This is a genomic window from Kitasatospora sp. NPDC001132 (assembly GCF_053598415.1).
On sequence record NZ_JBSFKF010000047.1, the window covers coordinates 1 to 22,906 of the forward strand.

Genomic DNA, 22,906 nt, shown 5'->3' on the forward strand with positions numbered 1-22,906 from the left:
GACAGCTACACCGACAACCGCCGCACCGGATCGTTCCTGCTCATCGACCCGGCCGACGGCACCACCCTCACCGCCGGCATGGCGGGCGAGGCCTTTCCCTGATCCGGCCTCCGGGTCCACCGACTGCTGCCTCACCTGTCGATCGCACGGCCTGAGGGGGGCGCCGGAAACGCAGTCGTGCCCACCCTCGCGGCACCGCCAAGGCGCCCGCTGCTCCCCCACCGTCCGGACGACACCCACACCCTGCGCGCAGGCGAGCAGACCGGGCGGCGGTCTGGTGGGATGCGCCGCCACCGGCCGGTGGGCCTGGCACCGTCGGGCACCCCGGCAAACGGGGCGCCGGGCCGGGCGGCGACGACCAGGAGACCGGCGTGAACCGTCCCACGGGCACGTGCGCCCGGACGCTGGGCACCGTCGGGTGCCGATACCCCGGCGGAGGCTGCACGGACGTCAGACCGGGAGGTCGGCGACCGGGGTGTGAGGGGACCGGGCGGCGGCGGCCAGGAGGTGCAGGAGGCGGTCGATGTGGTGGTAGCCGGTGGGGCGGTCCCAGAGGTCGGTGTTGAGTTCGAGCATCGCGGACAGGCCGGTGGGGCGCAGCAGGCCGTGGAAGGCCATGTCGTAGCGGGCGGTGCCGTGGGTGAGGAAGCGGTAGGTGCAGTGGAGGTCGGCAAAGCGGTCGGGGATCCATGATTCGAGCTGGAGTTCGCAGGTGACCTGGTAGATGGGGTGAATGCCGGGGGTGCGGCGGGGCTGGAGGGTCTGGACGATGTCGGCGAAGGGGGCCTGCTGGTGTTCGTAGGCGCGGAGGACGGCGGCGCTGACGCGGTGGACGAGTTCGTCGAAGCGGGGGTTGCCGGAGAGGTCGAGGCGCAGGGGGACGACGTTGAGGAAGCAGCCGATGAGGTGTTCGGCGCCGCGTTGGGTGCGGTTGGCGGTGGGGATTCCGATGACGAGGTCGTGCTGGCCGCTGAGGCGGTGCAGGAGGGTGGCGACGGCGGTGCAGTAGACGGTGAAGGGGGTGGTGCGGCAGGCGGTGGCGAGGTCGCGCAGTGTGGTGGCGGCGGGGGCGGAGGGGGGTCGTTCGAGGAATTCGCCGCGGAAGGCCTGCTTGTCGGGGCGGGAGTGGTCGGTGGGCAGTCGCAGGGTGGGGGCGCCGGCGAGTTCGCGGGTCCAGAAGCGGCGCAGACGGTCGCCTTCGGGGCCGTCGAGGAGGTCCTGTTCGGCGCGGGCGAGGGTGGCGAAGTCGGTTTCGTGGGCCGGCAGTCGTGGTGTGGTGCCGGTGCTCCTGGCCTGGTAGGCGGTGGCGAGGTCGCGTAGCAGGAGGGTCGTGGAGACCTCGTCGGTGACGAGGTGGTGGAAGAGGAGCTGGGCCTGGTGGTGGTGGCGGGTGAGGCGGATGACACGGGCGCGCAGGAGGGGGGCGCGGGTGATGTCGAAGCCGGTGTAGGCGAGGTCGTCCTCGAGGCGGCGCAGTTCGGTGTCGCGGGTGGTGTCGTCGAGGGGGCTGAGGTCCAGGAGGGGGATGTCGAGGTCGGTGTGGGGGTGGATGCGCTGGACGGGGCCGTCGTCGGTTTCGATGAAGGTGCCGCGCAGGCCGGGCTGGTGGGCGATGACGTCGTTGAGGGCGGTGGCGAGGGCCTGGGGGTCGAGGGGGCCGGTGAGGTCGAGGATGAGGGGGATGGTGTGGGTGAGGGCGCCTGGGTCGGCTTGTTCGGCGAGCCAGAGCTGGCGTTGGCCGGACAGGAGGGGGACGTCGACGGGGGTGTCGGGCCGGGATGCCGGGCCGTGGACGGTGCCGCTCGCTGAGGCGTCGTCGGTGTCGTTGCCCGAGGTGTCGTCGGGCAGGTCGGCGACGAGGTCGAGGATGGCGTCGAGTTCGGGGTTGGCCGCGCGCAGGTGGGCGGTGAGTTCGGCGGGGGTGGGGTACTCGAAGAGGGTGCGGACGCGGACCCTGATGCCGAGGGTCTCCTCCAGGTCGGCGGTGAGGCCGGTGGCGAGGAGGGAGTGTCCGCCGCTGGCGAAGAAGTCGTCCTCGGCGGTGAGTTCGGGGTTTCCGAGGGCCTGGGACCAGAGTTCGAGGACGAGTGCGAGCAGGCGGTCCGGACCGGCCGGGCCGGGGGTTGAGGGCCGGCCCGGGTCGGGCCGGCCCTCGGCCAGGGGTGGTTCGGCGTCGGGCAGGCCGGCGACGATCTCCAACCGGCCGCGGGTGTCCCGGCGGGCGGTGAGTCCGGTGGGGGTGCCGGCCAGGAGGAGGGCGGCGGGGTGGTGCGGGGAGCGTCCGGGTTCGAGGTGGAGGTCCTCCGCGCGGGCTCCGGCGAGTGCGGTGAGCAGGGGCCAGTGCTCGGGGCCGCGGGTGTGGTCCAGGGTGAGGGTGAGGAGTGTGCCGTCGGGCAGGTCCAGCCGTGGCCCCTCTCCCGGTGTACCGGTGGCGGGGGTCTGGGCGGCGGGTGTGCCGAGTTCGAGGTCGGGCAGGCGCAGTTCGGGCCGGTCCAGCCACTGGCGCAGGATGCGGGCGTAGTCCTCGGTGAGCGCGCGGGCGCCGTCGGGAGTGTAGAGGTCGCTGTCGTATTCGAGCCAGAACCGGACGTGTTCGCCGTCGAGTTCGACTTCGGCGACGGTGTCGAAGCGACCGCGGTCGCGGGTGACGTCCAGGGCGTGGGCGGGCTGTCCGCCGAAGGTGGGGCGGCCGACGGCGTCCGCGCGGGGCATGAACATGTGCTGGATGAGCGGTGGCCGGTCGGTGGGGCGGGGGGCGGCGGCGGCCTGGAGGATGCGGTTGAACGGGAGCCGGACGTGTTCGAGGGCGGCGGCCACGGCGGCGGAGCAGCGGGTGGTGGCGCCGGAGAGGTCGGGGGCGCCGGAGAGGTCCAGGCGCAGCGGGACGGTGTTGGCGAACTGTCCGACCAGTGTTTCGAGTTGGGGGATGCCGCGGTTGGCGGCGAGGACGCCGAGGATCAGGTCGTCATGGCCGGTGGAGCGGGTGATGAGGGCGGCCCAAGCGGTCAGGCACAGGGCGTAGGGCGAGCAGTGCAGGGTGCGGGCGGCATGGCGCAGGGTGGGGCCGTCGATGCCGGGCAGGAGGGTTTCGGTGCGCCGGCCGCGGCCGCGGCGGTGGCGCCGGCGGGGGTGGTCGGGGCGCAGGTCGAGGCTGGTGGGGGCGTGCTGGAGGGTCTGTTGCCACCAGGCGGTGTCGGTGTGCTGGGTGGCGGGGAGCAGGGTGTCGTGTTCCCAGTGAACGAAGTCGCCGTACTGGAGGTCGGGGTCGGCCACGGGTGAGGGGGTGCCGGTGAGGGCGGCGGTGTAGTCGGCGGCGAGTTCGGCAATGAGGAGGCGGACGGCGGTGGCGTCGGCGTAGATGTGGTGGACGGCCAGGGCGAGGGTGTCGTGGCCGTCGGGTCCGGGGCCGCGCAGGTGGAGGAAGGCGATGGCGCTGCCGGTGGCGGGGTCGATGCCGGTGGCGGCGAAGCGGGTCAGTGCCCGGTCGCGTTCGGCGTCCGCGCCGGCGCCGGTGAGGGCGGTCTCGGTGAGCGGCAGTTCCTCGGGCACGGGCAGGACGGTCTGGGCCGGCGCTCCGTCGTGCAGGCGGATGGCGCTGCGCAGGATCTCGTGCCGGGTGAGGAGGGCGCGGACGGCGGTGCGCAGCGCGGTCGGGTCCAGGTGTCCGGGGAGGGCCAGAGCGACGCATTCGGTCAGCGGCGCCTGTTCGGCCGCGGTGGCGTCGGCGGTCCAGAAGTGCTCCTGGATGACTGCGAGAGGCATGAAGTCTTCGTAGTCTCTCATGAAGATACGTTAACTCAGCGTGCAGTCTTTGCGTAGGCGTTGCGCGGTCGCCGGGTGGTTGTCGCACGGTCGTTGCGGCGGTCGCCGTGCGGTCGGTGCGGTCGTACGGCACGCCGCGGGGGCCGGGCGACGGTCCGGCCCCCGCGGGTGGTTCAGCGGTCGATGGCGGCGGCGAGGGTGCGGACGGTGGGTGATTCGTAGAGGGTGCCGACACTGATCGGGTCGCCGAGCCGGGCGGTGAGGGCCTCGGCGAGCTGGACGGCGCGCACGGAGTCGCAGCCGAGGCTGAAGAAGGAGTCGTCGCGGCCGACCCGGGTGATGCCGAGGACGTCGGCGGTGGCGTGGGCGAGGAGTTGCTCCAGCGGGCCCTCGGGTTCGGTGTAGCCGGTGTCGGCCGCGTTGAGGGCGGCGAGGAGCGCGGCGGGGTCGGGGGCGCCGCTGCGGTCGCGTTCGATGCGGGGGGTGAGGGCGACGCGGGCGAAGATGCCGTGGTCGGCGAGGCGGGCGGCGACGTCGGCGCGCAGCCGCTGGGGGTCCTGGCCGTCCTGGGGGACGACGGCGACGGCGATGGTGCCGCCGCGCAGTTGGTCGGCGGCGAGGAGGGGCTTGATCTGCTCGTTGGCGGGGTCGGCGCCGATGAGGAGGTGGACGGGGGCGGTGTGCAGGGCGCCGAGGAGGGCGAGGGTGGCCTCGGTGGGGTCGAGCAGGGTGAGGCCGCGGTGGCGGGCGGCGGCGATGAGCGGGCTGCCCTGGTTCATGCCGGGTCCGTCCCACATGCTCCAGGCGAGGCTGCGGGCGCGGCGGCCGGTGGCGGCCCAGTGCTGGGCCCAGCCGTCGAGGACGGCGTTGGCGGCAGCGTAGGCGCCGAAGCCGGTGCCGCCGAGCAGGCCGTTGACGGAGGAGAAGAGGACGACGGCGGTGTCGGGGCGGGTGGTGAGCAGGTGGTCGAGGGCCGTGCAGCCGCCGGCCTTGGGGTGGAGCATGCGGTCGAGCCAGTGGCGGGTCTCGACGCGCAGTTCGTGGGCGGAGAGGCGGTTCCACTGGGCGGCGACGGGGGCGCCGGCGAGGTGGAGGGCAAGGTCGAGGCCGCGGCCCCAGGCGGTTTCGGCGTCGGCGACGGCGTCGGCGAGGGCGTCGGGGTCGGCGGCGTCGGCCTGGCGGTAGCGGACGTCGCCGAGGGCGGTGAGCAGGTCGAGGGTGGCGCGGGCCTGGGGGTTGAGGCGGTCCTCGGGGGTGCGGCCGACGATGAGCAGGCGGGCGTCGTGGGCGACGACGAGGTGTTCGGCGATGGTGCGTCCGAGGCCGCCGAGGCCGCCGGTGAGCAGGCAGGTGCCGGCGCGGGGCAGGAGGCCGGCGGGCAGGTCGTAGGTGTCGGGCAGGGGCAGGGTGCGCAGCCGTTGCCGCAGGGGGGTGTGGTCGCGGACGGCGATGACGTCGTCGTCGTGTTCGGCGGTGGCGAGGGCGGCGAGCTGCCCGGGGGTGGCGTCGGGCGGGGCGTCGAGGAGGGTGGTGCGGGCGACCGGGCGTTCGGAACGGGCGGTGCGCACGAGGGCGGTGAGGCCGTGGCGGCCGGGCAGGACGCGGTCGCCGGGGGCGGCGTGGACGGCGTGCCGGGTGAGGACGGTGAGGTGGGCGTCGGGGCGGGTGTGGGCGAGGGCGGCGATGGTGGCGAGGAGGCGGGCGAGGGCGCCGGTGTCGGGGTCGTGGGGGGTGGTGGGGTCACCGGTGGCGGTGAACAGGACGCGGGGGGTGGCGCCGTCGGGGGTGCGGGCGAAGGCTTCTTCGAGGGCGCGGGCGAGGGGTTCGGGGTCGGTGCCGGCGGGGATGCGGACCGGGGCGAGCTGCTCGGGGAGCCAGCCGGCGGGGCCGGTGGTGACGGCGATGACGGGTCCGGCGGGGCCCTCGCGCAGCGGGGTGGGGGCCGGTTCCCACGTGACGGCGAGGGCCGTGGTGGCGTCCGGGGTGTCGGTGTCGCTCTGTCCGCCGTAGCAGCGGTCGTCGAAGCGGCCGGTGCGCCAGCCGTCGAGGAGGCGTTCGCGCTGGACCTTGCCGCCGCTCTGGCGGGGGAACTCCTGGGCGGTGACGGGGATGAGGTGGGTGGGGCGCAGCGCGAGGTCGCGGGCGAGGGCGGTGCGGATGGCATCGACGAGGGCGGGGACGTCGCCGGTGTCGGGGACGAAGAAGACGATGAGGGCGTCGGTGCCGGTGTCCTCGTCGGGCAGGGCGGCAACGGCGGAGCAGGCGGGGCGGACGCCGGGCACCTGTTCGACGACGGCTTCGATCTCGTGGGCGGGGAAGTTGGCGCCGTTGACGATGACCATGTTCTTGTGGCGGCCGGTGAGGTGGAGGCGGCCGTCGTGGAGGAAGCCGAGGTCGCCGGTGTCGAACCAGCCGTCGGCGGTGAAGCTCTCGCGGTTGGCGCGGTCGTTGCGGGCGTAGCCGCGGTGGATGGTGGGGCCGGTGATGTGGAGGCGGCCGACGCGTCCTTCGGGCAGGAGGCGGTGTTCGGCGTCGACGATGCGCAGGGTGACGCCGGGCACGGGGGCGCCGACCTCGGTGACGACGACGGCGCCGGGGGTGCCGGCGGGCAGTTCGCGCAGGTGGCCGTCGAGGGAGGCGGGTTCGAGGGCGATGGTGGCGGTGGCCGGGTCGTCGCGGTGCATGCGGGTGTAGGTGACGCCGGAGGAGGTCTCGGACATGCCCCAGCAGGGGACCATGGCGTCGGCGGGCAGCCCGTGGGGGGCGAGGAGTTCGAGGAAGCGGCGGGCGGTGCGGGCGACGACGGCTTCGCCGGCGTTGCAGATGTTGGTGAGGCGGCTGAGGTCCCAGCTGCCGGCGGCGATGTCGTCGGCGTGGTCGCCGACGAGGGAGTAGGCGAAGTTGGGGGCCCAGGTGCAGGTGGCGCGGAAGCGGTCGGCGGCGTCGAGCCACAGCAGGGGGCGGCGGATCACCGATTCGGTGCGGATGTTGACGTGGTCGCAGGTGAGGAAGACGTCCCGGAGGTTGAACATGATCATGCCGCCGACGTGGTCGAGGGGCATCCAGTTCAGGGAGACGTCGTGTTCGGTGAAGCCGTTGGCGGCGATCGCCGCGTAGCTGCGGGCGACGAGGGTGCGGTGGGGGTGCTGGACGCACTTGGGGGTGCCGGTGCTGCCGGAGGTCAGGAGGTTGACGATCAGGGCGTCGGGGTCGGGGGTCTGCCAGGTGGCGGGTTCGGCGTCGGTCAGGGTGTCGGCGGGCAGAACGCGCAGGTCGTGGCCGCCGGGCAGGCGGGTGCCCAGGGCGCGGACGGCGTCGGCGAGGCCGGGGTCGGCGATGACCGGGGGGTGGCCCAGGAGGTCCCAGGCGGAGGCGAGTTTGCGGACGGCGGCGTTGTCGGTGGCGTATTCGGGGGCCGGGGCGAGGGGGGTGGGGCGGATGCCGCCCAGGACGCAGGCCCACCAGGCGGTGACGAAGGTGCGGCTGTCGGCGCACTGGAGCAGGGTGGTGTCGCCGGGGGCGAGGCCGTGGCGGCGCAGTCCGGCGAGCATGCGGCGGGCGTCGTCGTAGAGCTGGGCGTAGGTCTGGCGGTCGGTGGTGCCATCGGGCAGCAGGTAGGTGGTGCCGCGGTGGCCTGCGGTGCGGGCGGCGCGTTCGAGGGCCTCGGGCAGGGTGGTGACGGCGTCGGGGGGCAGGACGGGTTCGGGGCCGTGGACGAGGGCGGGCCGGTCGGCGGGCAGCGGGGTGCCGGCGGGGGCGTGACCGGTGCCGAGGCCGGCGGCGGGGTGGGGGGCGCGGGTGCGCAGGCGGCGGTCGTGCACGGCGGCGGCGTCCCGGACGCCGGGGGTGCCGGCGGCGATGCGGGCGGCGGCGTCCGCTCCGGCGGGGGCGGGGGCGGGGGTGGTCATCGGGCCTCCTTGGTGGGCAGGTGCTCGCCGATGCGCCGGGCCGCGGCCGGGGTGAGTCCGACGATGAAGTAGTGGCCGCCTTCGACGCTCAGGGCGGTACGCCCGGCGCTGGTCTGCTCGGCCCAGCCGGCCAGGTCGTCCTCGGTGACGGTGCCGTTGTCGCCGCGGACAGTGGTGATCGGGACGGGCAGCGGGGCCCGTGGCGTGTGGCGGTAGTTCTCCCAGAGCGCGAAGTCGCTGCGCAGTACGGGCAACAGGAATTCCAGCAGCTGGGTGTTGCGGGCGACGGCTTCGGGCAGTCCGCCGCGCTCGGCGACGGTGGCGAGCAGCCGGTCGTCGGGCAGCCGGTGCAGGGGGTGGGCGGGGGGCGGGTTCTGGGGGGCGCCCTGTTCGGCGACGATCAGACGCTGGGGCCAGGTGCCGAAGCGGCGGCCCATCTCGTGGGCGATCTCGTGGGCGAGCAGGGCGCCGGCGCAGTGCCCGTAGAGGACGTAGGGCTTGGTGGTGTAGGGGCGCAGGGCGATGGCGCAGGCGGTGGTGAGGGTGGTGATGTCGGTGGGCGGGTCCTCGCGGGAGCGGTCCTCGCGGCCGGGCAGCTGGATGGCGAGGGTCTCCACCCAGGGGGGCAGCAGGGCGGCCATGCGCTGGTAGACGGAGGCGCCGCCGCCGGCGAAGGGCAGGCAGATCAGGCGCAGGCGGGCGCCGGGGCGGGCCCAGCGGCGGACCCAGCGCGAGTCGGTGGTATAGCCGGCCGGGCGGATCTCGGTGGCGTCCGCGGCACGGGTGGTGGGGTTCACGGGGCCTCCTCGCCGTCCAGGGCGGCGGCGAGTTCGGCCAGTTCGGCGTCGTCGCGGCCTTCGACGAGGGCGAGGGCGGCGGCCAGGGCGTCGCGGTGGGCGTCGTGGCCGGTGGTGGCGGCGTCGACGAGGGCGGCGAGGCCGGAGACGGTGGGGGTGGAGAAGAAGTCGGCGATCGGGACGACGACGCCGAAGACGGCCTTGACGCGGGAGGAGAGCTGGATGGCCTGGAGACTGGTGCCGCCGGCGGCGAAGAAGTTGACGTCGTTGCCGATGCGGGTGCCCAGCAGCGGGGCGAACACCTCCTCGCGCATGGTGCGTTCGGTGGCGGTGCTGTCGTTCTCGTCAGCCTCGGTGAGGTCGTCGACGGCGGCGAATTCGACGGCGGGCAGGCGGCGGCGGTCGGTCTTGCCGCTGGCGGTGAGCGGGACGGCTTCCAGCGGGACGAGGACGGCGGGCACCATGGCGGCGGGCAGGCGGGCGGCGACGGCGGAGCGGACGGTGTCCAGTTGGAGTTCACCGGGCTGCTCGGGCACGACGTAGGCGACCAACAGGGTGCCGGCGCGCGGGTCGGTGGCGACTTCGGCGACGGCCTGGGCGACGCCGTCGACGGCCTGCAGGGCGGCTTCCACCTCGCCGAGTTCGATGCGTACGCCGCGGACCTTGACCTGCCGGTCCGCGCGGCCGACGAAGTGCAGGTCGCCGGTATCGTCCCAGACGGCGAGGTCACCGGTGAGGTAGCGGCGGGAGCCGGGCGGGCCGTCGGGGTCGGGGCGGAAGCGCTCGGCGGTCAGGTCGGGGCGGCCCAGGTAGCCGCGGGCCACGCCGAGGCCGGCGATGGCGAGTTCGCCGACGGCGCCGGGCGGCAGGATGCCGGCGCCGGCCGCGTCGACGACGTAGGCGCGGTGGTTGGCCATGGCCCGACCGATCGGCGGGGAGGTCTCCCACTGACCCTCGCAGCGTTTGGCGACCACGGTGACGGTGGTCTCGGTGGGGCCGTAGCCGTTCCAGAAGCCGCGGCCGCGGGCCCAGCGGGTGGTCAGCTCGCCGGTGAAGGCCTCGCCGCCGACGAAGGCGATCCGCAGGTCGGGGTAGCCGTCCGGGTCGAGCAGTTCCATGATCACCGGCGGCAGGTCGACGACGGTGATCCGCTCCTCGCGCAGCACCGTGTCCAGGGCCTCCGCCGAGCGGCGCTGGTCCTCGTCCAGGACGTAGAGGGCGGCGCCGCTGAGCAGGGCGCCGAAGATCTCGAACACCGAGACGTCGAAGCCGGGCGAGGCGAAGTGCAGGACGCGGTCCTCGGGGGTGAGGGCGAACATCTCCTGGACAGTGCGGGTGAAGTTGGCGACGTTGCGGTGCTCGACGACCACGCCCTTGGGGCGGCCGGTGGAGCCGGAGGTGTAGATGACGTAGGCGGCGCCGGCGGGCGGCACGGCCACCGGCGCCGGGTCGGCTTCCGGTTGTCCGTGCGGGTCGGCGGGTGCCTCGGTGTCCAGGGTCAGGCGCAGCTGCGGGGGTACGCGGCCGGCCGTGGCGGCGGTGACGAGGACGGTGCGGGCGCCGGTGTCCTCCAGGATCACGGCGAGGCGCTCGTCGGGCTGGGCGGTGTCGACGGGGACGTAGGCGGCGCCGGCGCGCAGGACGCCGAGGACGGCGGCGATCAGGGCGGGGCCGCGTTCCATGAGGACCGGGACGAGGTCGCCGGGGCCGACGCCGGCGGCGCGCAGGCGGTGGGTGATGCGGCGGGACCAGGCGTCCAGGGCGCGGTAGTCGAGGGTGCCGTGCTGCCAGCGCAGGGCGGTGCGGTCGGGGCCCTGGGCGGCGACGGCGGCGAACAGCTCGTGCAGCGGGGTGTCGGGCGGGGTGCCGATCGGGGCGTTCCAGTGCCGCAGGACGTCGGCGCGTTCGGCGTCGGTGCCCAGTGGGGCGTCGCCCAGGGGGCGGTCGGGCCGATCGCACAGGGCGTCCAGGGTCTGTAGGAAGCGCTCCAGGAGGCGGGCGGCCGTGGTCCTGCGGTAGAGCGAGGTGGCGAACCGCACGGCCACGGTGGGCTGTTCGCCGCCGCCGAGCTCCAGGGCGAGTTCGAAGGTGCCGGCGCCGGCGTCGACCTGTTCGCAGCCGATACGCACGTCTCCGGCGTCGGCGGGCTCGGCGGGCTCGGGGGCGGTGGTGCAGCCGATCTGCACCAGGGGCAGGCGCCCGGCGTCCGGTTCCACGCCGAGGGCGTCGAGGACGAGCTTGAACGGCAGGGTGGCGTGCCGGGCGCCGGAGCGGCGGGCGTCGCGGACCCGGGCGACGACGCTCGCGAAGGTGTGGGCCTCGTCGAGTTCGACGCGCAGCGGCATCAGGTTGCCGAGGTCGCCGACCAGGCGGTCGGGGTCGAAGGGGCCGGTGACGTCGAGCGGCAGGCCGACGGTGAGGTCGGTGCGGGCGGTGTGACGGGCGATCACGGCCAGGAAGGCGGCTAGCAGGACGTCCTCGCGCCCGGTGCCGGCTTCGGCGGCGAGGGCGTCGGCGGCGGCGGCCGCACCCGGCGGCAGCGGGACGCGGACGACGTCGCTGCCGAGGTCGAGCAGCCGGGGCCGGGGGTTGTCGGCGGGCAGTTCGGTGCCCTCCCAGCCGGCCAGCGTGGCGCGCCAGTGGTCGGTGGCCTCGCGGGCGCCGTCCTGGTCGCACCACTGGCGCTGCCAGGTGGCGTAGGCGCCGAAGTCGGCGGCCTCGCCGGGCCACTGCGGGGCGGTTCCGGCGCTGCGGGCACGGTAGGCGAGGGCGAGGTCACGCTGGAGCACCGGGGCCGAGCGCGGGTCCAGGACGAGGTAGTGGCCGGTGAGCACCAGCAGGTGCCGTTCGGGGGTGGCGCGCAGCAGCCGCAGGCGCACCAGCGGGCCGGTGTTGAGGTCCAGACCGCGGCGCAGTTCGTCACGCACCACTTGGTCGGCGCGCTCGCGCAGCCGCCCGTCGGGGACGTCCTCGGTCTCCGGGCGCAGGTCGGGCACCGGCCGTACGTGCTGGGCGCCGTGGGTGTCCTCGTCGGGGAAGACCGAGCGCAGGACGGTGTGGCGGCGCAGCAGGTCGGTGAGGGCGGCGCGCAGCGCGTCCTCGTCGAGCGGGCCCTCGATGGGCAGGGCGAAGCCGAGGCCGTAGGCGAGGCTGCTGGGGGTGAAGCGGTCGAACAGCCACAGCTGTTCCTGCCGGTAGGACAGCGGGGCCGACCGGGTGCCTGCGCTGACGCCCTCCAGCTGGGCCAGCAGTTCGTCGCGCCGCTCCCCCGGCAGTCGGCGCAGTCGTCGAAGCAACTCGCTCTGTTGACGCATGCCGCGGTCCTCCCAGTAGGCGTGCAGATTCGTTACAGACTTTGCTCAACAGACGATTCAGAGTCAACACGATACTTCAGAGTCGACGTTGTAACAGGGCCACGCGGGCTTCGGGATCCGGGCACCGGGGCGGGGCGCGCGGGGGTGTGGTCGCCGGGTTCCGGGCATGCGGACGTGCGGCGGGACCCCGGCACCGGGGGGTGCCGGGGTCCCGTCGTCCGTAGGTGGTGCGGCGTGGCGCGGGTGCGGGTCAGGCGGGGTGGAGCCGGGGGGCGAGGACCTCCAGGAGCTCGGGCGGGGCGTCGAGGAAGCTGTAGTGGGTGCCTGGCAGGACCGCCTTCTCGGTGGCGGACCACAGCTGCCAGCCGCCCATCAGGGTGTGCGGGACCTCGACGTCGTCGCTCCAGCCCAGGGCGGTGATCGGGCAGGGCACGGTGCCGGCGGGGCGGTGGTAGCGGCGGTTGGCCTCCAGGTCGGCCTCCATGACGTCGATGAACAGGTCGACCAGTTCGCCGGCGCGGGATGCGGCGCCCATCGCGGCCAGCAGTCCGGCGATCTCGTCGCGCAGCCCCTGCTCGTCGAGGCCGAGGAAACGGCCCCAGGGGCCGTCCTGGGGGGCGACCTGGCTGGAGACGAAGTAGCGATGGGGAGCGGGCAGGCCGCGTTCGGCGATCTGGAGGATCAGTTCGAAGGCCGGCAGGGCGCCGCCGCAGTGGCCGAACAGGGCGTAGGGGCGGGCGGTGAGCAGGTCGCCGACGTCGTCGAGCATCGCCTTGGCGAGATCCTGGTAGGTGCCGAAGTGGGGTTCGCGCATGCGGTTCTCGCGCCCCGGCAGCTGCAGGGCGACGACCTCGGCCGCGCCGATGACGGCGGGCCAGGACCGGTACATGGAGGCGCCGCAGCCGGAGTAGGGCATACAGAGCAGGAGCATCTGGGCCTCGGGGGACGGCTCGCGCAGGAACCAGCGCCGCTGGTGGGGTTCCATCAGGCCTTCACCCCGATCACGACGCCGTTGGCCCCGGGGGCGTCGAAGCGCACGGTGCGCACCGTGGCGCAGCCGGCGTCGTACAGCCAGGCGGTGTACTCGGCGGCGGTGTAGTTGCGCCCCCAGGTGCCGACCAGCATGTTCATGCTCATGAGGGCGGCGTCGACGGGGCCCGATTTGTCGTCGTCGACGAGCAGTTCGCTGATCAGCAGGGTGCCGCCGGAGGGCAGGGTGTCCAGACAGCGGCCCAGGAGCTTGCGGTTCTGCTCCTCGTCCCAGTCGTGCAGGATCATCGAGAGCAGGACGGCGTCGTGCCCGGTGGGCAGCGCCTCGGTGAAGAAGTCGGCCGGGGCGGTGGTGATGCGCCCGGACATGCCCGCGGCGGCGATGCGGGCGCGGGCGAGCCCGCACACGTGCGGCAGGTCGAGGACGGTTGCGGCCAGGTGCGGGTTGTGGCGGCACAGTTCGATGAGGGTGGCGCCCGATCCCCCGCCGACGTCCAGGAGGTGGCGGGTGGCGGTGAGGTCGAGGGCGGCGGCCATCCCCCGGGCGGTGAGGGTGGAGAAGGCGTAGAGGCCGTCCCAGAAGGACTGCGGGCGGTTGCCCTCCTCGAACATGTTGCGGCCGGGGTCGGGCACCGGCTTGCTGGGGGCGTCGGTGCGCACGGCCTCGGTGGCGCGCAGCCAGCCGGGGGCGGTGTAGGCGGTGACCATGCGCACGTAGTCGCCGAAGTAGTCGGGGCGGCCGGGCACCAGGTAGTGGGCGGCGACGGCGGTGTTGAGGTAGCGGCCGTCGTGCTGTTCGAGGAGGCCGAGCGCGGTGCAGGCGGTGAGCAGGACCTCGGTGGGGCGTTCGCCGAGGCCGAGGCGGGCGGCGAGCCCGGGGGCGTCCGCGGGGGCGGTGTCCAGCGCCGCGAACACCCCGGTGTCGATCGCGGCGACGAGGGTCTGGGCCCGCCACAGGCCGGTGGCCAGGTCGATCAGCAGAGCGGGCGGCGGTGTCGCCGGACCGGGGCCGGGCGTCGTCTCGACGGTCATGCGCAGTGCTCCTCCCCGGTGCGGAAGCGCACCGGCACCTGGTCGAACATGATGTGACGGCCGTTCTCGAAGTGCAGGGCGCTGGGCCCGTCCGGGTCGAACAGCGGCAGGTCGGCCAGTTCGTCCAGCACGGCGGCGAACTCGGCGCGGGCCAGGTGCACGCCCATGCAGTGGTGGATGCCGTGGCCGAAGCCGAGGTGCTGGTGGGAGTTGCCGCGGTCGGGGTCGAACGTGTCAGGGTCGGGGAACTTGGCGGGGTCGCGGTTGGCCGCGTCGAACAGCAGCACCACGCGGGCGCCGGCCGGGATGACGGTGCCGGCGACGGTCACTTCGCGGGTGGTGGTGCGGGTGAACCGGTCGGTGGGGCACCAGCGGCGCAGCACCTCCTCGGCGACGGCCGGGCGCAGCTGCGGTTCGCGGCGCAGCCGCAGCTGCAGGCCGGGGTCCAGGGCGAGGGTGTGGACCAGGCGGGTGATGGCGTTCATGGTGTTGTCGTGTCCGGCGACGCAGAAGCTGACGATGATCGAGTACAGCTCCTCGTCGGCCAGCGGCCGTCCGTCGCGCTGCATGGCGGCGAGGCGGGCGAGGTAGCTGCCGTCGGGGGCGCTGCGCACCCGGTCGATCTCCTCGGCGAGCAGGGCGTGGAAGGCGGGCCAGAACTTGCTCGCGTCGCGGTCGGTGGAGATGTACGTCCACATGGTGCGGGTGGCCTCGCGGACGCGGGCGCGGCAGCCGTCGGAGAGGCCGAAGGCGACGCCGAGGACCTCGATGGCGAAGGGTTCGGCGAGTTCGGCCATCAGGTCGCCGTGGCCGCGCCGGGCGATGCGGGCGAGCAGGCGGCGGGCGATGCGGTGCAGTTCGGGTTCGAGGGTGCCGACGGCCTCGCGGGTGACGGGGTCGGCCATGCGCTCGCGGATCTCGCGCTGCTGCGGGGGGTCGTAGTCGATCGGGGAGAACATCGGCATGCCCTCGGCCCGGGGGAAGTGCACGCCGCGGGCGGAGCTGAAGGTCTGCCAGTCGGTCAGGGCGGCGCGCACGTCGTCGTAGCGCGAGAGGATCCAGATCCCTCCGTAGGCCGGTGACCAGGTCACCCCCTGTTCGCGGATCTCACTGTTGACGCGCTGGGCGGTGAGCGGGGTGTAGGCGGGGTCGTGGTGGTCGAATGCGGTCACCAACCGGTCGGTGGCGTCCGCGGCCTCGGTGGTCATGCCAGTCTCCATGCCGGTGCGTCGGTCTGCGGGGGTCTGTGGGCGGGTGCGTCCTGAAGGGTCGTCGGGCCGTGCCGGGTCGCAGGGTGTGTCGGGTTTTGTGTCGGGTCGTACCTGGTCGTGTCGGGTCACGCCGGGTCGTGCGGTGGTGGTGTCAGCGGCGGCGCGGGGTGATGGGCGCGAGCGCGGGCGCGGTGCTGGCGGCGGCATCGGTGACGAGGCGGGCCAGGGCACTGATGGTGGGGTCGGCCGCGAGGTCGGTCATCTCGACGCGGGCACCGAGGTCCTGCTCGATCCGGCCCTGGAGGCGGGCCAGCAGCAGGGAGTCGCCGCCGAGTTCGAGGAAGTGGTCGTCCGCGCCGACCCGGTCGGTGCCGAGCAGGTCGGCGAACAGGGCGGCCAGCCGGGTCTCGGTGCCCGGGGCGGGGGCGCGCCAGGCACGGGACGGGCGGCCGCGGGTCCAGTCCGGCGGGGGCAGCCGGCGGCGGTCGATCTTGTGGGAGGTGTTCAGCGGGAGCGCGTCCAGCTGCACGTAGGCGACGGGGACCATCCAGTCCGGCAGCACTTCGGCGGCGTGGTTGCGCAGTTCCAGCGGGGTCACCTCGTGGTGTCCGACGAAGCACGCCACCAGGCGGCGCTGGTCGCCGTCCATGGCCGCGACCACGGCGACCTGGCGCACGCCCGGGTGGCGGCCGAGCACCCATTCGACGTCGCCGAGCTCGACGCGGTGGCCGCGGATCTTGACGATGTCGTCGATCCGGCCGTGGTGTTCCAGGATGCCGTCCGGGCGCAGGCGCCCGGCGTCGCCGGAGCGGTAGATGCGGCTGCCCGGTGCGCCGAAGGGGTTGGGGCGGAAGCGGTCGGCGGTCTGCGCCGGGTCTCCGAGGTAGCCCAGGCTCAGGCAGTCGGACTCGATCCACACCTCGCCGATGCCCTCGCCGGCCGGGGTCAGGCCGTCCTCCTCCAGCAGGTGGACGGTGACGCCCTCGATCGGGCGGCCCACCGGCGGGGTCGACGCGCGGTCGGCCGCGGTGGCCGTGGCGGGGGTGCAGCGCCGGTCCCAGGGGTGGAGGGAGTTGGCGATCTGGAACGCCTCCAGGCTGCCGTAGGAGACGGCTACCTCGAACGGCAGGCCGGCCGGCCCCCATCCGTTCAGGCGGTCGCCGCCGAGGGTGAGCAGCCGCAGGTCGCAGGTGCTCGGCCAGGGCAGGTTCTGCAGCACCTCGCCGACGGGGGTGATGACGAAGCTCTGAGTGATCCGCTCGGCGAGCAGCCAGTCGCGCAGCGCGGGCGGGGAGGCGATCACGTCGTGGTCGCCGATGACGATCTGCGCGCCCTGCCACAGCAGGCCGCCGACCTCGTGCAGGGCGATCCCGGCGCCGGCGGCGCCCAGCCAGGAGCCGCGGTCGGCCGCGGTGGTGGCGTTGATGGTGGCGCTGCGGGCGGCGCTGAGGGCCAACCAGGAGTGCTGCGCCAAAACGATCTTGGCTGCCCCGGAGGAGCCGGAGGTAAACATCGCGTAGGCGAGTTCTTCGCGGCGCGGCAGCGGTCGCGGGTGGTGCGGGTTCGGGCCGGATGCGTCGTCCTGGTCCGCGGCGGCGGCGTCCAGGACGAGCACGGGCAGGCCCTCTGGGACGGCGGGCAGCGGGGTGCCGGAGGCTCGACCGGGGGCGGCGGTCATCACGGCCGCGGGGCGCCCGGCCGTGACCGCCCGGTGGAAGCGCTCGGCCGGGACGGCCGGGTCCAGCGGCATGCAGACACCGCCGGCCTTGAGGCAGCCGAGCATGCCGACCACCCATTCGACCGAGCGGCCCAGGTACATGGCGACCATGTCGCCGCGTCCGACGCCGTGTTCCGCCAGGCTACGGGCCAGCCGCCCGGCCCTGCGGTCCAGCTCCTCGTAGGTCAGTGCGAGGCCGCCGTGGCGTACGGCGGGGGCTCGGGGGGTGGTGCGGGCGAACTCCTCGATCCGGGAGACCAGGGTCGTGTCGGGAGCGGCGTGCGGGCCTGCCGGGGCGTCCTGCTGGCTGATCATGTCGTCCTCTCTGGTCACCGTGCCGAGGTCATCGTGCGGAGGTCATGCAGAGGTCGTCGTGGTGCAGTCGTGGCAGAAGTGGTCGTGCGGTCGTGGCCGTGAGGTCGTGGTCGGTTCCGTCGTGGTCGTCGGGTGCCGCGCGGGGCCGGGAACACCGGTCGGCCGGTCCTCGCCGGGGAGGACCGGCCGCGCTCGGTGCTGCGTCCTTTCGGTGGCCGGGGTCAGTCGGCGACCACGCGCAGGTGCTCGGGGACGTCGTCGACGACCTTCGGCACCCCCCCGAGGAGCACCCAGAGCACGGCGCCCAGCGCCATCGCGGCGGCCAGGTAGAAGGCGGCGGCGTTGGAGAACGCCACGGCCACCGCGCTGCCCAGCAGCGGGCCGGCCGCGTTGGCACCCCACACCAGGGGAAGCGAGACGCCGCCGACGCGACCCATCGCCTGCGGCGGGGTGACCTTCTGGATCAGCGTCATCACGCCGACGTTGCCCACCGGGGTGGTGAACGACGAGATGCCCTGCGAGATGATCATGACGGTGATCGCCATGCCGGTGCCGCCGACCTGCGCCAGCGGCAGCAGGGCGAACGCGACCACCAGCATCGAGTGGGTCAGCAGCAGAGTGCGGCCGATGCCCAGGCGCGCGTTGATCTGCCGGGACACCAGCGCGCCGAGCACGACCGGCACGCCGCCTGCGCCCAGCACCAGGCCGACCTGGCCGGCGCTCAGGCCCAGGTCCTCGTAGCCGAACACGATGAGCATGGCGAGCACCATGGACACGGCGGTGTTGCCGAAGGTCGCCATCAGCGTCAGGTAGCGCAGCAGCCGGTTGCCGAAGGTCATCGTGAAGCCGCTGCGCAGGTCCGCCAGGGTGGCGGCCAGACCGCGCGAACGCAACTGCGGCGCGGGCTCGCGGAATCGCACGAACATCAGGGTGATGCCGGCCAGCAGGTAGGAGACCGCGTCCAGGGCGGTCGCCCGCGCGGCGCCCATCAGGCCGACCAGGCCACCGCCCGCGGTGCGCCCGAAGATCAGCGCGACCGAACGGCTCAGCTGGGTCTTGGCGTTGCCGTCGACCAGGTCCTCGCGCGGCAGCAGCTGCGGCAGGTACGCCTGGTAGGCGAGCTGGAAGACGACGTCGAAGAAGCCCTTGACGACGGCGGCAACGTACAGGTGGCCGATCGTCAGGCCGTCCATCGCCCAGGCGAGCGGCAGGGAGCCGATGACGACGAACCGGGCCACGTTGGCGACCTGCATCATCATCCGCCGGTTCAGCCGGTCGGTGAACACGCCCATCACGGGGGCGAGCAGGAGGAAAGGGAGCCACTGCAGGGCGATCAGCAGACCGACACCGACCGCGCCCTCGCCGAATCCGATGACGGCCAGCGACGGCAGCGCCACCACGCTGATCTCACTGCCCAGCAGGCTGATCGACTCACCGGTCCAGACAACGGCGAAATCGCGGTTGCGTAACAGGACCGAACGCTGGCGTCCGGCGGCCTGTGGCGGCGCCTCGGAGGGGCCCCCCTCGGAGCTCTCAGCCCGGGTCGGTGAGTTGCTTGAGGTCATGCCTGATGGCTCCCTACAGGAGATTTCGGTGCGGGTGGCGCGTTTCCGTCGTGTGGGAGCACACGCGTCGGGTGAACTCCCGGACCACACAGCGCAATTGCGGACGGACCTCACCGTACAGCCAGTCAGCACCACACAGCCAGTCTGCACCGTGCAGCCGGTCTGCACCATATGAACCGCCCGGCGGGCACGCCATCGCTTCCCCCCGAGCGTGCCGAACGACCTTCCACGGAAGGGGCATTCGCATCGAGTTCGAACCGGGAAGCCGTAAGCCGGGGGCCGGGAGTCGACAGTGGGGAGTCGACTGCGGAAGACGACGACCGGGAACCGGGCACGGGAAACCGGGGCCGGGATACGGGCCTGGGAACGAAAAAACCCGGGCGCCCGAAAATCGGGCACCCGGGCCGAAACGTCGTCGTGACGCTAGCGGCGTCCCCGCCTGGGAACGCTGGGCTTGCTCTCCTCCAGGTGGCCCAGGCGGCGCAGCCTGTCCACCCACGACTGGGCGGTGTAGCGCGGTACGCCGTAGTGGTGCGCCACCTTCCCCACGCTGCCGGTCTTGAGGAAGACCGCCTTCACCTCGTCCGCGTCGGGCATCTTGCGGTACGGGCGTTCGGCCTGCCCCTGGCCGGCGGGGGCCTCGGCCGCGTGCTGCGGAGCGGCCACCGTCTCCTCGCTCCCCCGCCTCGGCCGGGGGGAAGCGGCCCGCCCGGAAACCCCGCTGACCGCCTGGGCGAGCATCTCGAAGTCGATGTCGAGCGCGGCCCTCGGCGGGATACCGCCCTCCTCCGAGGCGCGGACAATCAGCTCAACTATCCGCGGCGTCCCATCGACACTGCTCTGCATCACCGCGGTGATCGTCGCCGGGACCTCGTCGACACTGCCGCTGGCAGCCTCAACAGTAATTGTCCATTTCATGTGACACTCGCAATCCTGAGCCTTCCGATCGTCACTCGCACCAATGGCGAGTTCAGGACATCCCCCGTAGAACACACGTAAGGTCACACAGCCGTCACCCTTTGCGTGATGGATGTTCGGAAGCGTCCACTGCCCTCACAGTATAGGCACTGTCTCCCTGGCAAAGGCGTCATTGGCGTAAGTCGAAACATAAAATCCACACAAGTGCCACCCGAAAGCAAGCAGAGCCGCAGATACGACGCCGGTCGGGGAGGAAATGTCCGACTCCAGACCGACCACGACCGGCCGCAGTCAAAGCAATGACAAAATCCAACTCACCCGAACGGCCTAGCGCCCGCTCCGGCAGTTTCCAGGGCGCACCGGACACCCGACAACCGCCGTCATGCTGTCCTCCGGCTCCCGCGCCGGCCTCCTCCCCTGTCGCGAATCCGAACGTGCCGTGTTCGGACAGGAACCAGGAGCACCGAGAGACGATGTCGTATTCCCTCGACGGCGGCACCGGCTCTCCGGTCCCGGCGGGCGGCCGGGCCGTTCGGTCCCACAGCTCCGCCACGATCTCGCCCCTCTCCAGGAAGAAGTCCGCGGGCAGGGCGGCAAACAGTTCCGCGACCGGGTCCCCGGCGGGAGATCCCCCCTCTTCCGGAGGGCTCGCGAGAGGTCTCGCGGCAGGGCTGACGTCCACTCACAACTCTTGCGGGGAAGGGCCGGAGGAATGGCGCCCCGGCAATTCCGTCTCCTCGGACATGCCGCCTTCTCGTGTCGCCTTCTGCACTGCAGACATCCGACACATCACACTCGTCACACGCGCAGCCTAGCGAGCGCACGACGGCGCCCCACACGGCGGGGAGGCACGCCGGCATCGGTGTGAGATGCATCACATCAGAATGAGTGATGGGGCCCGTCGGCACCAGACCGCGTGCGGCGGCAGTCCGGGAGGGCGCCCTCGGGTCCGCCGGGCGGGGTCATGAGTCCTTCGGCGGGGCGGCCCCTTGCGGGGGCGGTGGGGGCCCGGGAACGGCCGCCCCGGGCACCGGACCGGCCGGGGGCGGGCGTTCGGGGTGAGAGCGGGAACGGGGGCGGGAAAGGAGTTTCGGGGTTCGGGCGGACGGGGGCGGGTCGGGTCGGGTCAGACGAGCTTGCGGCGGCCGGTCTCGCCCCTGAGGCCGCCCACGTTGATCGGCTGGAGGATGACGGTGATCGCGCCGGCCGAGAAGTGCTGCACGGGGCCGCCGGTGTTGCGTCCGTGGAAGCTGTGCGGCAGTGCCTGCCCGGTGGTCGGGTCGGTGCCGGCGGTGTACATGTCGATGATGCCCTCGTGCCCCTCGCGGGCCTTGGCGTCGTTGCCGTCGGCGGCCTGTTCCACGGTGATGTGGTCGTCGCCGTCGACGGCGACGACGGCGGCCACGTGGTAGGGCCAGCCGCTGGTGTTGGCGGGCCGCTCGTGGTCCCCGTGCCACGCGGTCTCCACGATGGCGAACGCCTGGCCGGGGTTGGGCCGTTCCTCGCCGTTCGCGTTCGGGCCGCCGGGCCGGGCGTTCGCGTAGGCCGTGGCGCCCTGGGCGTTCTCCTGGTCGCCCAGGCCGAACTGGTGGCCGCCCCGGGCGAATTCGCTGGCGTCCTGCCCCAGGGCCAGCCGCTGCTGGTGCATGATCTCCTCGGCGGTGTGGGCGCAGTCCGCGAGGAAGGCCGTCGACGGCTCGTACTGCGTGTACGTGCGCCCCGCGATCTGCCCGCTCTGCCCGGTCGACTTGCAGTACCGGGGCGCCGGGGCGCCCTCCGCGACCCAGAGGACGGTGGTGTCCGCGCCGGCTTCGACGGTCATGAGGTAGAGGCCGCTCTGCGAGACCCGTACGGGTCCCAGTTCCTCGGTGTCGACCTCGGAGAAGCGCTGGACGGCCGTCGCGCCGTTGCCGCGCGCCGCGCCCTGGGTGTCCCGGTCACCGTGGGTGTCCCGGTCGCCCGGCTCGGGCCTGCGGCTCATCACCCGGTGCGCGTTGGCCTCGGCCTCGCGCTCGAAGCGGTCCCCGGGGTGGGAGATGCTCAGTCCCGACCCGTTGTCGGTACCGGCCACCGGGCCCTGGCGCTGCTGGATGACGTGCGTCAGTTCGTGGGCGAGGGTGTGCTTGTCGCCGCCGCCGTCGCCGATGACGACATGGCTGCCGGAGGTGTAGGCGCGGGCGCCCATCTCGGCGGCGGAGGCGCGGGCCGCGGAGCCGGTGTGCAGGCGGACGTCGGAGAAGTCGGCGCCGAGGCGGGACTCCATCTCCCGGCGCAGCGTCCCGTCCAGCGGCTTGCCCGGCGCGCGCAGCACGTCGTGCACCGCGGACAGTTGCACCGGCTCGGCGTCGCCCTGCCGGTGGCGGTTGCGCTGGAGCATCCGGACGACGGCCGCGTTGCCGGCGGTGCGCTGCAGTCCGAGGAGTTCCCCGGGTGCCCGCCCGTCCGGGGCCCGTCCCGCCCTCGTGGCCGCGGCCCTGGTGGCGGGCTGCGGCTGCCTGTCCTGCTTCGCCGGCTCGTGCGCGTACATGGGACTCCGCTCGTAGGACTGGCCGTTTCGTCGTGCCCTCCCTGCATACCCGGTGCGGCGCTCGCGGGTAAGGGGTGGGCGGGCACGATGCGCTGCCCGTGCAGGCAGCGCGCCCGGGCCGGTCGAGCGGGGGCCGGTTCAGGCCTGCGGGCCGGCGTGGGCGATGTGCACGGGGTCGGGGACGTCCGAGACGGCGGTGCGCCGGCCGGTGGGGCGCAGGTCGGTGCTCTCGAAGGGCTCAAGGATCTCCCGGCCCTCGGGCATCACCTGGTGGTGCCAGCGGCGCAGCAGCGGGTCGGGTTCGTCGGGGAGGTAGAAGGAGTTGTGGACGACGGCCTGGACGCCCACCAGGCCCTCCTCGCGGGCGGTCGGGCTGTCGAGGACGGTCACCACGTCGCCGTTCTCGAACGGCGGTGGTGTCGCGGCCTCCTCCTCGCCGACCTGGGCGCCGCGGACGGCGGGGTGCAGGAAGGTCTCGGCGCCGGTGCGTTCCCAGGCGGGCCAGTCGCCGTCCTCGTCGGGGCTCAGGCCCAGGGCGCGCAGGCAGTCGGCGGTGGCGGAGGTGGGCACCAGCTCGACGTCGTAGCCGAGCAGTTCGGGGGTGCGCGGGTACGGGCCCCGGGAGGTGACCGTGACGCGGCCGAACGGGGCCAGGGCGGCGGCGACTTCGCGGGTGAGCGCGGCGTCCCGCTCGGCGGGGGCCTCCAGCCAGAGGTTCATCCAGACGAGGCGGTGGGGGGCCAGGGCCATGCGAGGTCGTCTCCAGGGTGCGGCGGTCGGCGGTGCCGGGGAATTCGGCCGGTTGTTCCGGTCAATTCACCGACGGCGGGGCATTGTTGAGGGATTTGGC

Annotated in this window: 12 protein-coding genes; all 12 read right to left on the reverse strand. The window is 73.6% G+C overall.

The features are described 5' to 3' along the window. Positions 1–450: 450 nt before the first annotated feature. Positions 451–3,783, reverse strand: a complete 3,333-nt coding sequence (locus ACWDBE_RS36200) for a condensation domain-containing protein (RefSeq protein ID WP_449790341.1) — start codon at positions 3,781–3,783, stop codon at positions 451–453. A gap of 152 nt (positions 3,784–3,935) precedes the next feature. Next, a complete protein-coding gene (locus ACWDBE_RS36205; protein ID WP_449810068.1) occupies positions 3,936–7,670 on the reverse strand; it encodes an SDR family NAD(P)-dependent oxidoreductase in 3,735 nt (1,244 codons plus the stop codon). Next, positions 7,667–8,467 carry a thioesterase II family protein gene (locus ACWDBE_RS36210; protein ID WP_449810069.1) on the reverse strand — a complete coding sequence of 267 codons (801 nt, stop codon included), beginning with the start codon at positions 8,465–8,467 and terminating at the stop codon, positions 7,667–7,669. The genes ACWDBE_RS36205 and ACWDBE_RS36210 overlap by 4 nt, the downstream gene beginning before the upstream one ends. Beyond that, positions 8,464–11,781 (reverse strand): non-ribosomal peptide synthetase, encoded by a 3,318-nt coding sequence (locus ACWDBE_RS36215; RefSeq protein WP_449810070.1) that lies wholly within the window; start codon positions 11,779–11,781, stop codon positions 8,464–8,466. The genes ACWDBE_RS36210 and ACWDBE_RS36215 overlap by 4 nt, the downstream gene beginning before the upstream one ends. Before the next feature lie 250 nt (positions 11,782–12,031). After that, positions 12,032–12,766, reverse strand: coding sequence for a thioesterase II family protein (locus tag ACWDBE_RS36220; protein WP_449790337.1), 735 nt, complete (start codon positions 12,764–12,766; stop codon positions 12,032–12,034). Continuing rightward, on the reverse strand, positions 12,766–13,803 hold the full coding sequence (locus tag ACWDBE_RS36225; RefSeq protein WP_449810071.1) for a methyltransferase: 1,038 nt from the start codon (positions 13,801–13,803) through the stop codon (positions 12,766–12,768). Before ACWDBE_RS36225 ends, ACWDBE_RS36220 begins: the two co-directional genes overlap by 1 nt. After that, the gene (locus ACWDBE_RS36230) at positions 13,800–15,011 is read right to left on the reverse strand and encodes a cytochrome P450 (protein WP_449790335.1); all 1,212 of its coding nucleotides are present in this window, start codon (positions 15,009–15,011) and stop codon (positions 13,800–13,802) included. Before ACWDBE_RS36230 ends, ACWDBE_RS36225 begins: the two co-directional genes overlap by 4 nt. Positions 15,012–15,165: 154 nt before the next feature. After that, positions 15,166–17,064, reverse strand: coding sequence for a non-ribosomal peptide synthetase (locus ACWDBE_RS36235; protein ID WP_449810072.1), 1,899 nt, complete (start codon positions 17,062–17,064; stop codon positions 15,166–15,168). Between the two features lie 203 nt (positions 17,065–17,267). Beyond that, positions 17,268–18,611: an MFS transporter gene (locus ACWDBE_RS36240; protein ID WP_449790333.1), complete on the reverse strand. Its 1,344-nt coding sequence runs from the start codon at positions 18,609–18,611 to the stop codon at positions 17,268–17,270. A gap of 423 nt (positions 18,612–19,034) precedes the next feature. Next, positions 19,035–19,529, reverse strand: a complete 495-nt coding sequence (locus ACWDBE_RS36245) for a hypothetical protein (protein WP_449790332.1) — start codon at positions 19,527–19,529, stop codon at positions 19,035–19,037. Positions 19,530–20,655: 1,126 nt separating this feature from the next. After that, entirely contained in the window at positions 20,656–22,056 is a 1,401-nt protein-coding gene (locus ACWDBE_RS36250) for an eCIS core domain-containing protein (RefSeq protein ID WP_449810073.1), read from the reverse strand. Between the two features lie 138 nt (positions 22,057–22,194). Beyond that, entirely contained in the window at positions 22,195–22,806 is a 612-nt protein-coding gene (locus ACWDBE_RS36255; protein WP_449790330.1) for a hypothetical protein, read from the reverse strand. Positions 22,807–22,906: the final 100 nt, after the last annotated feature.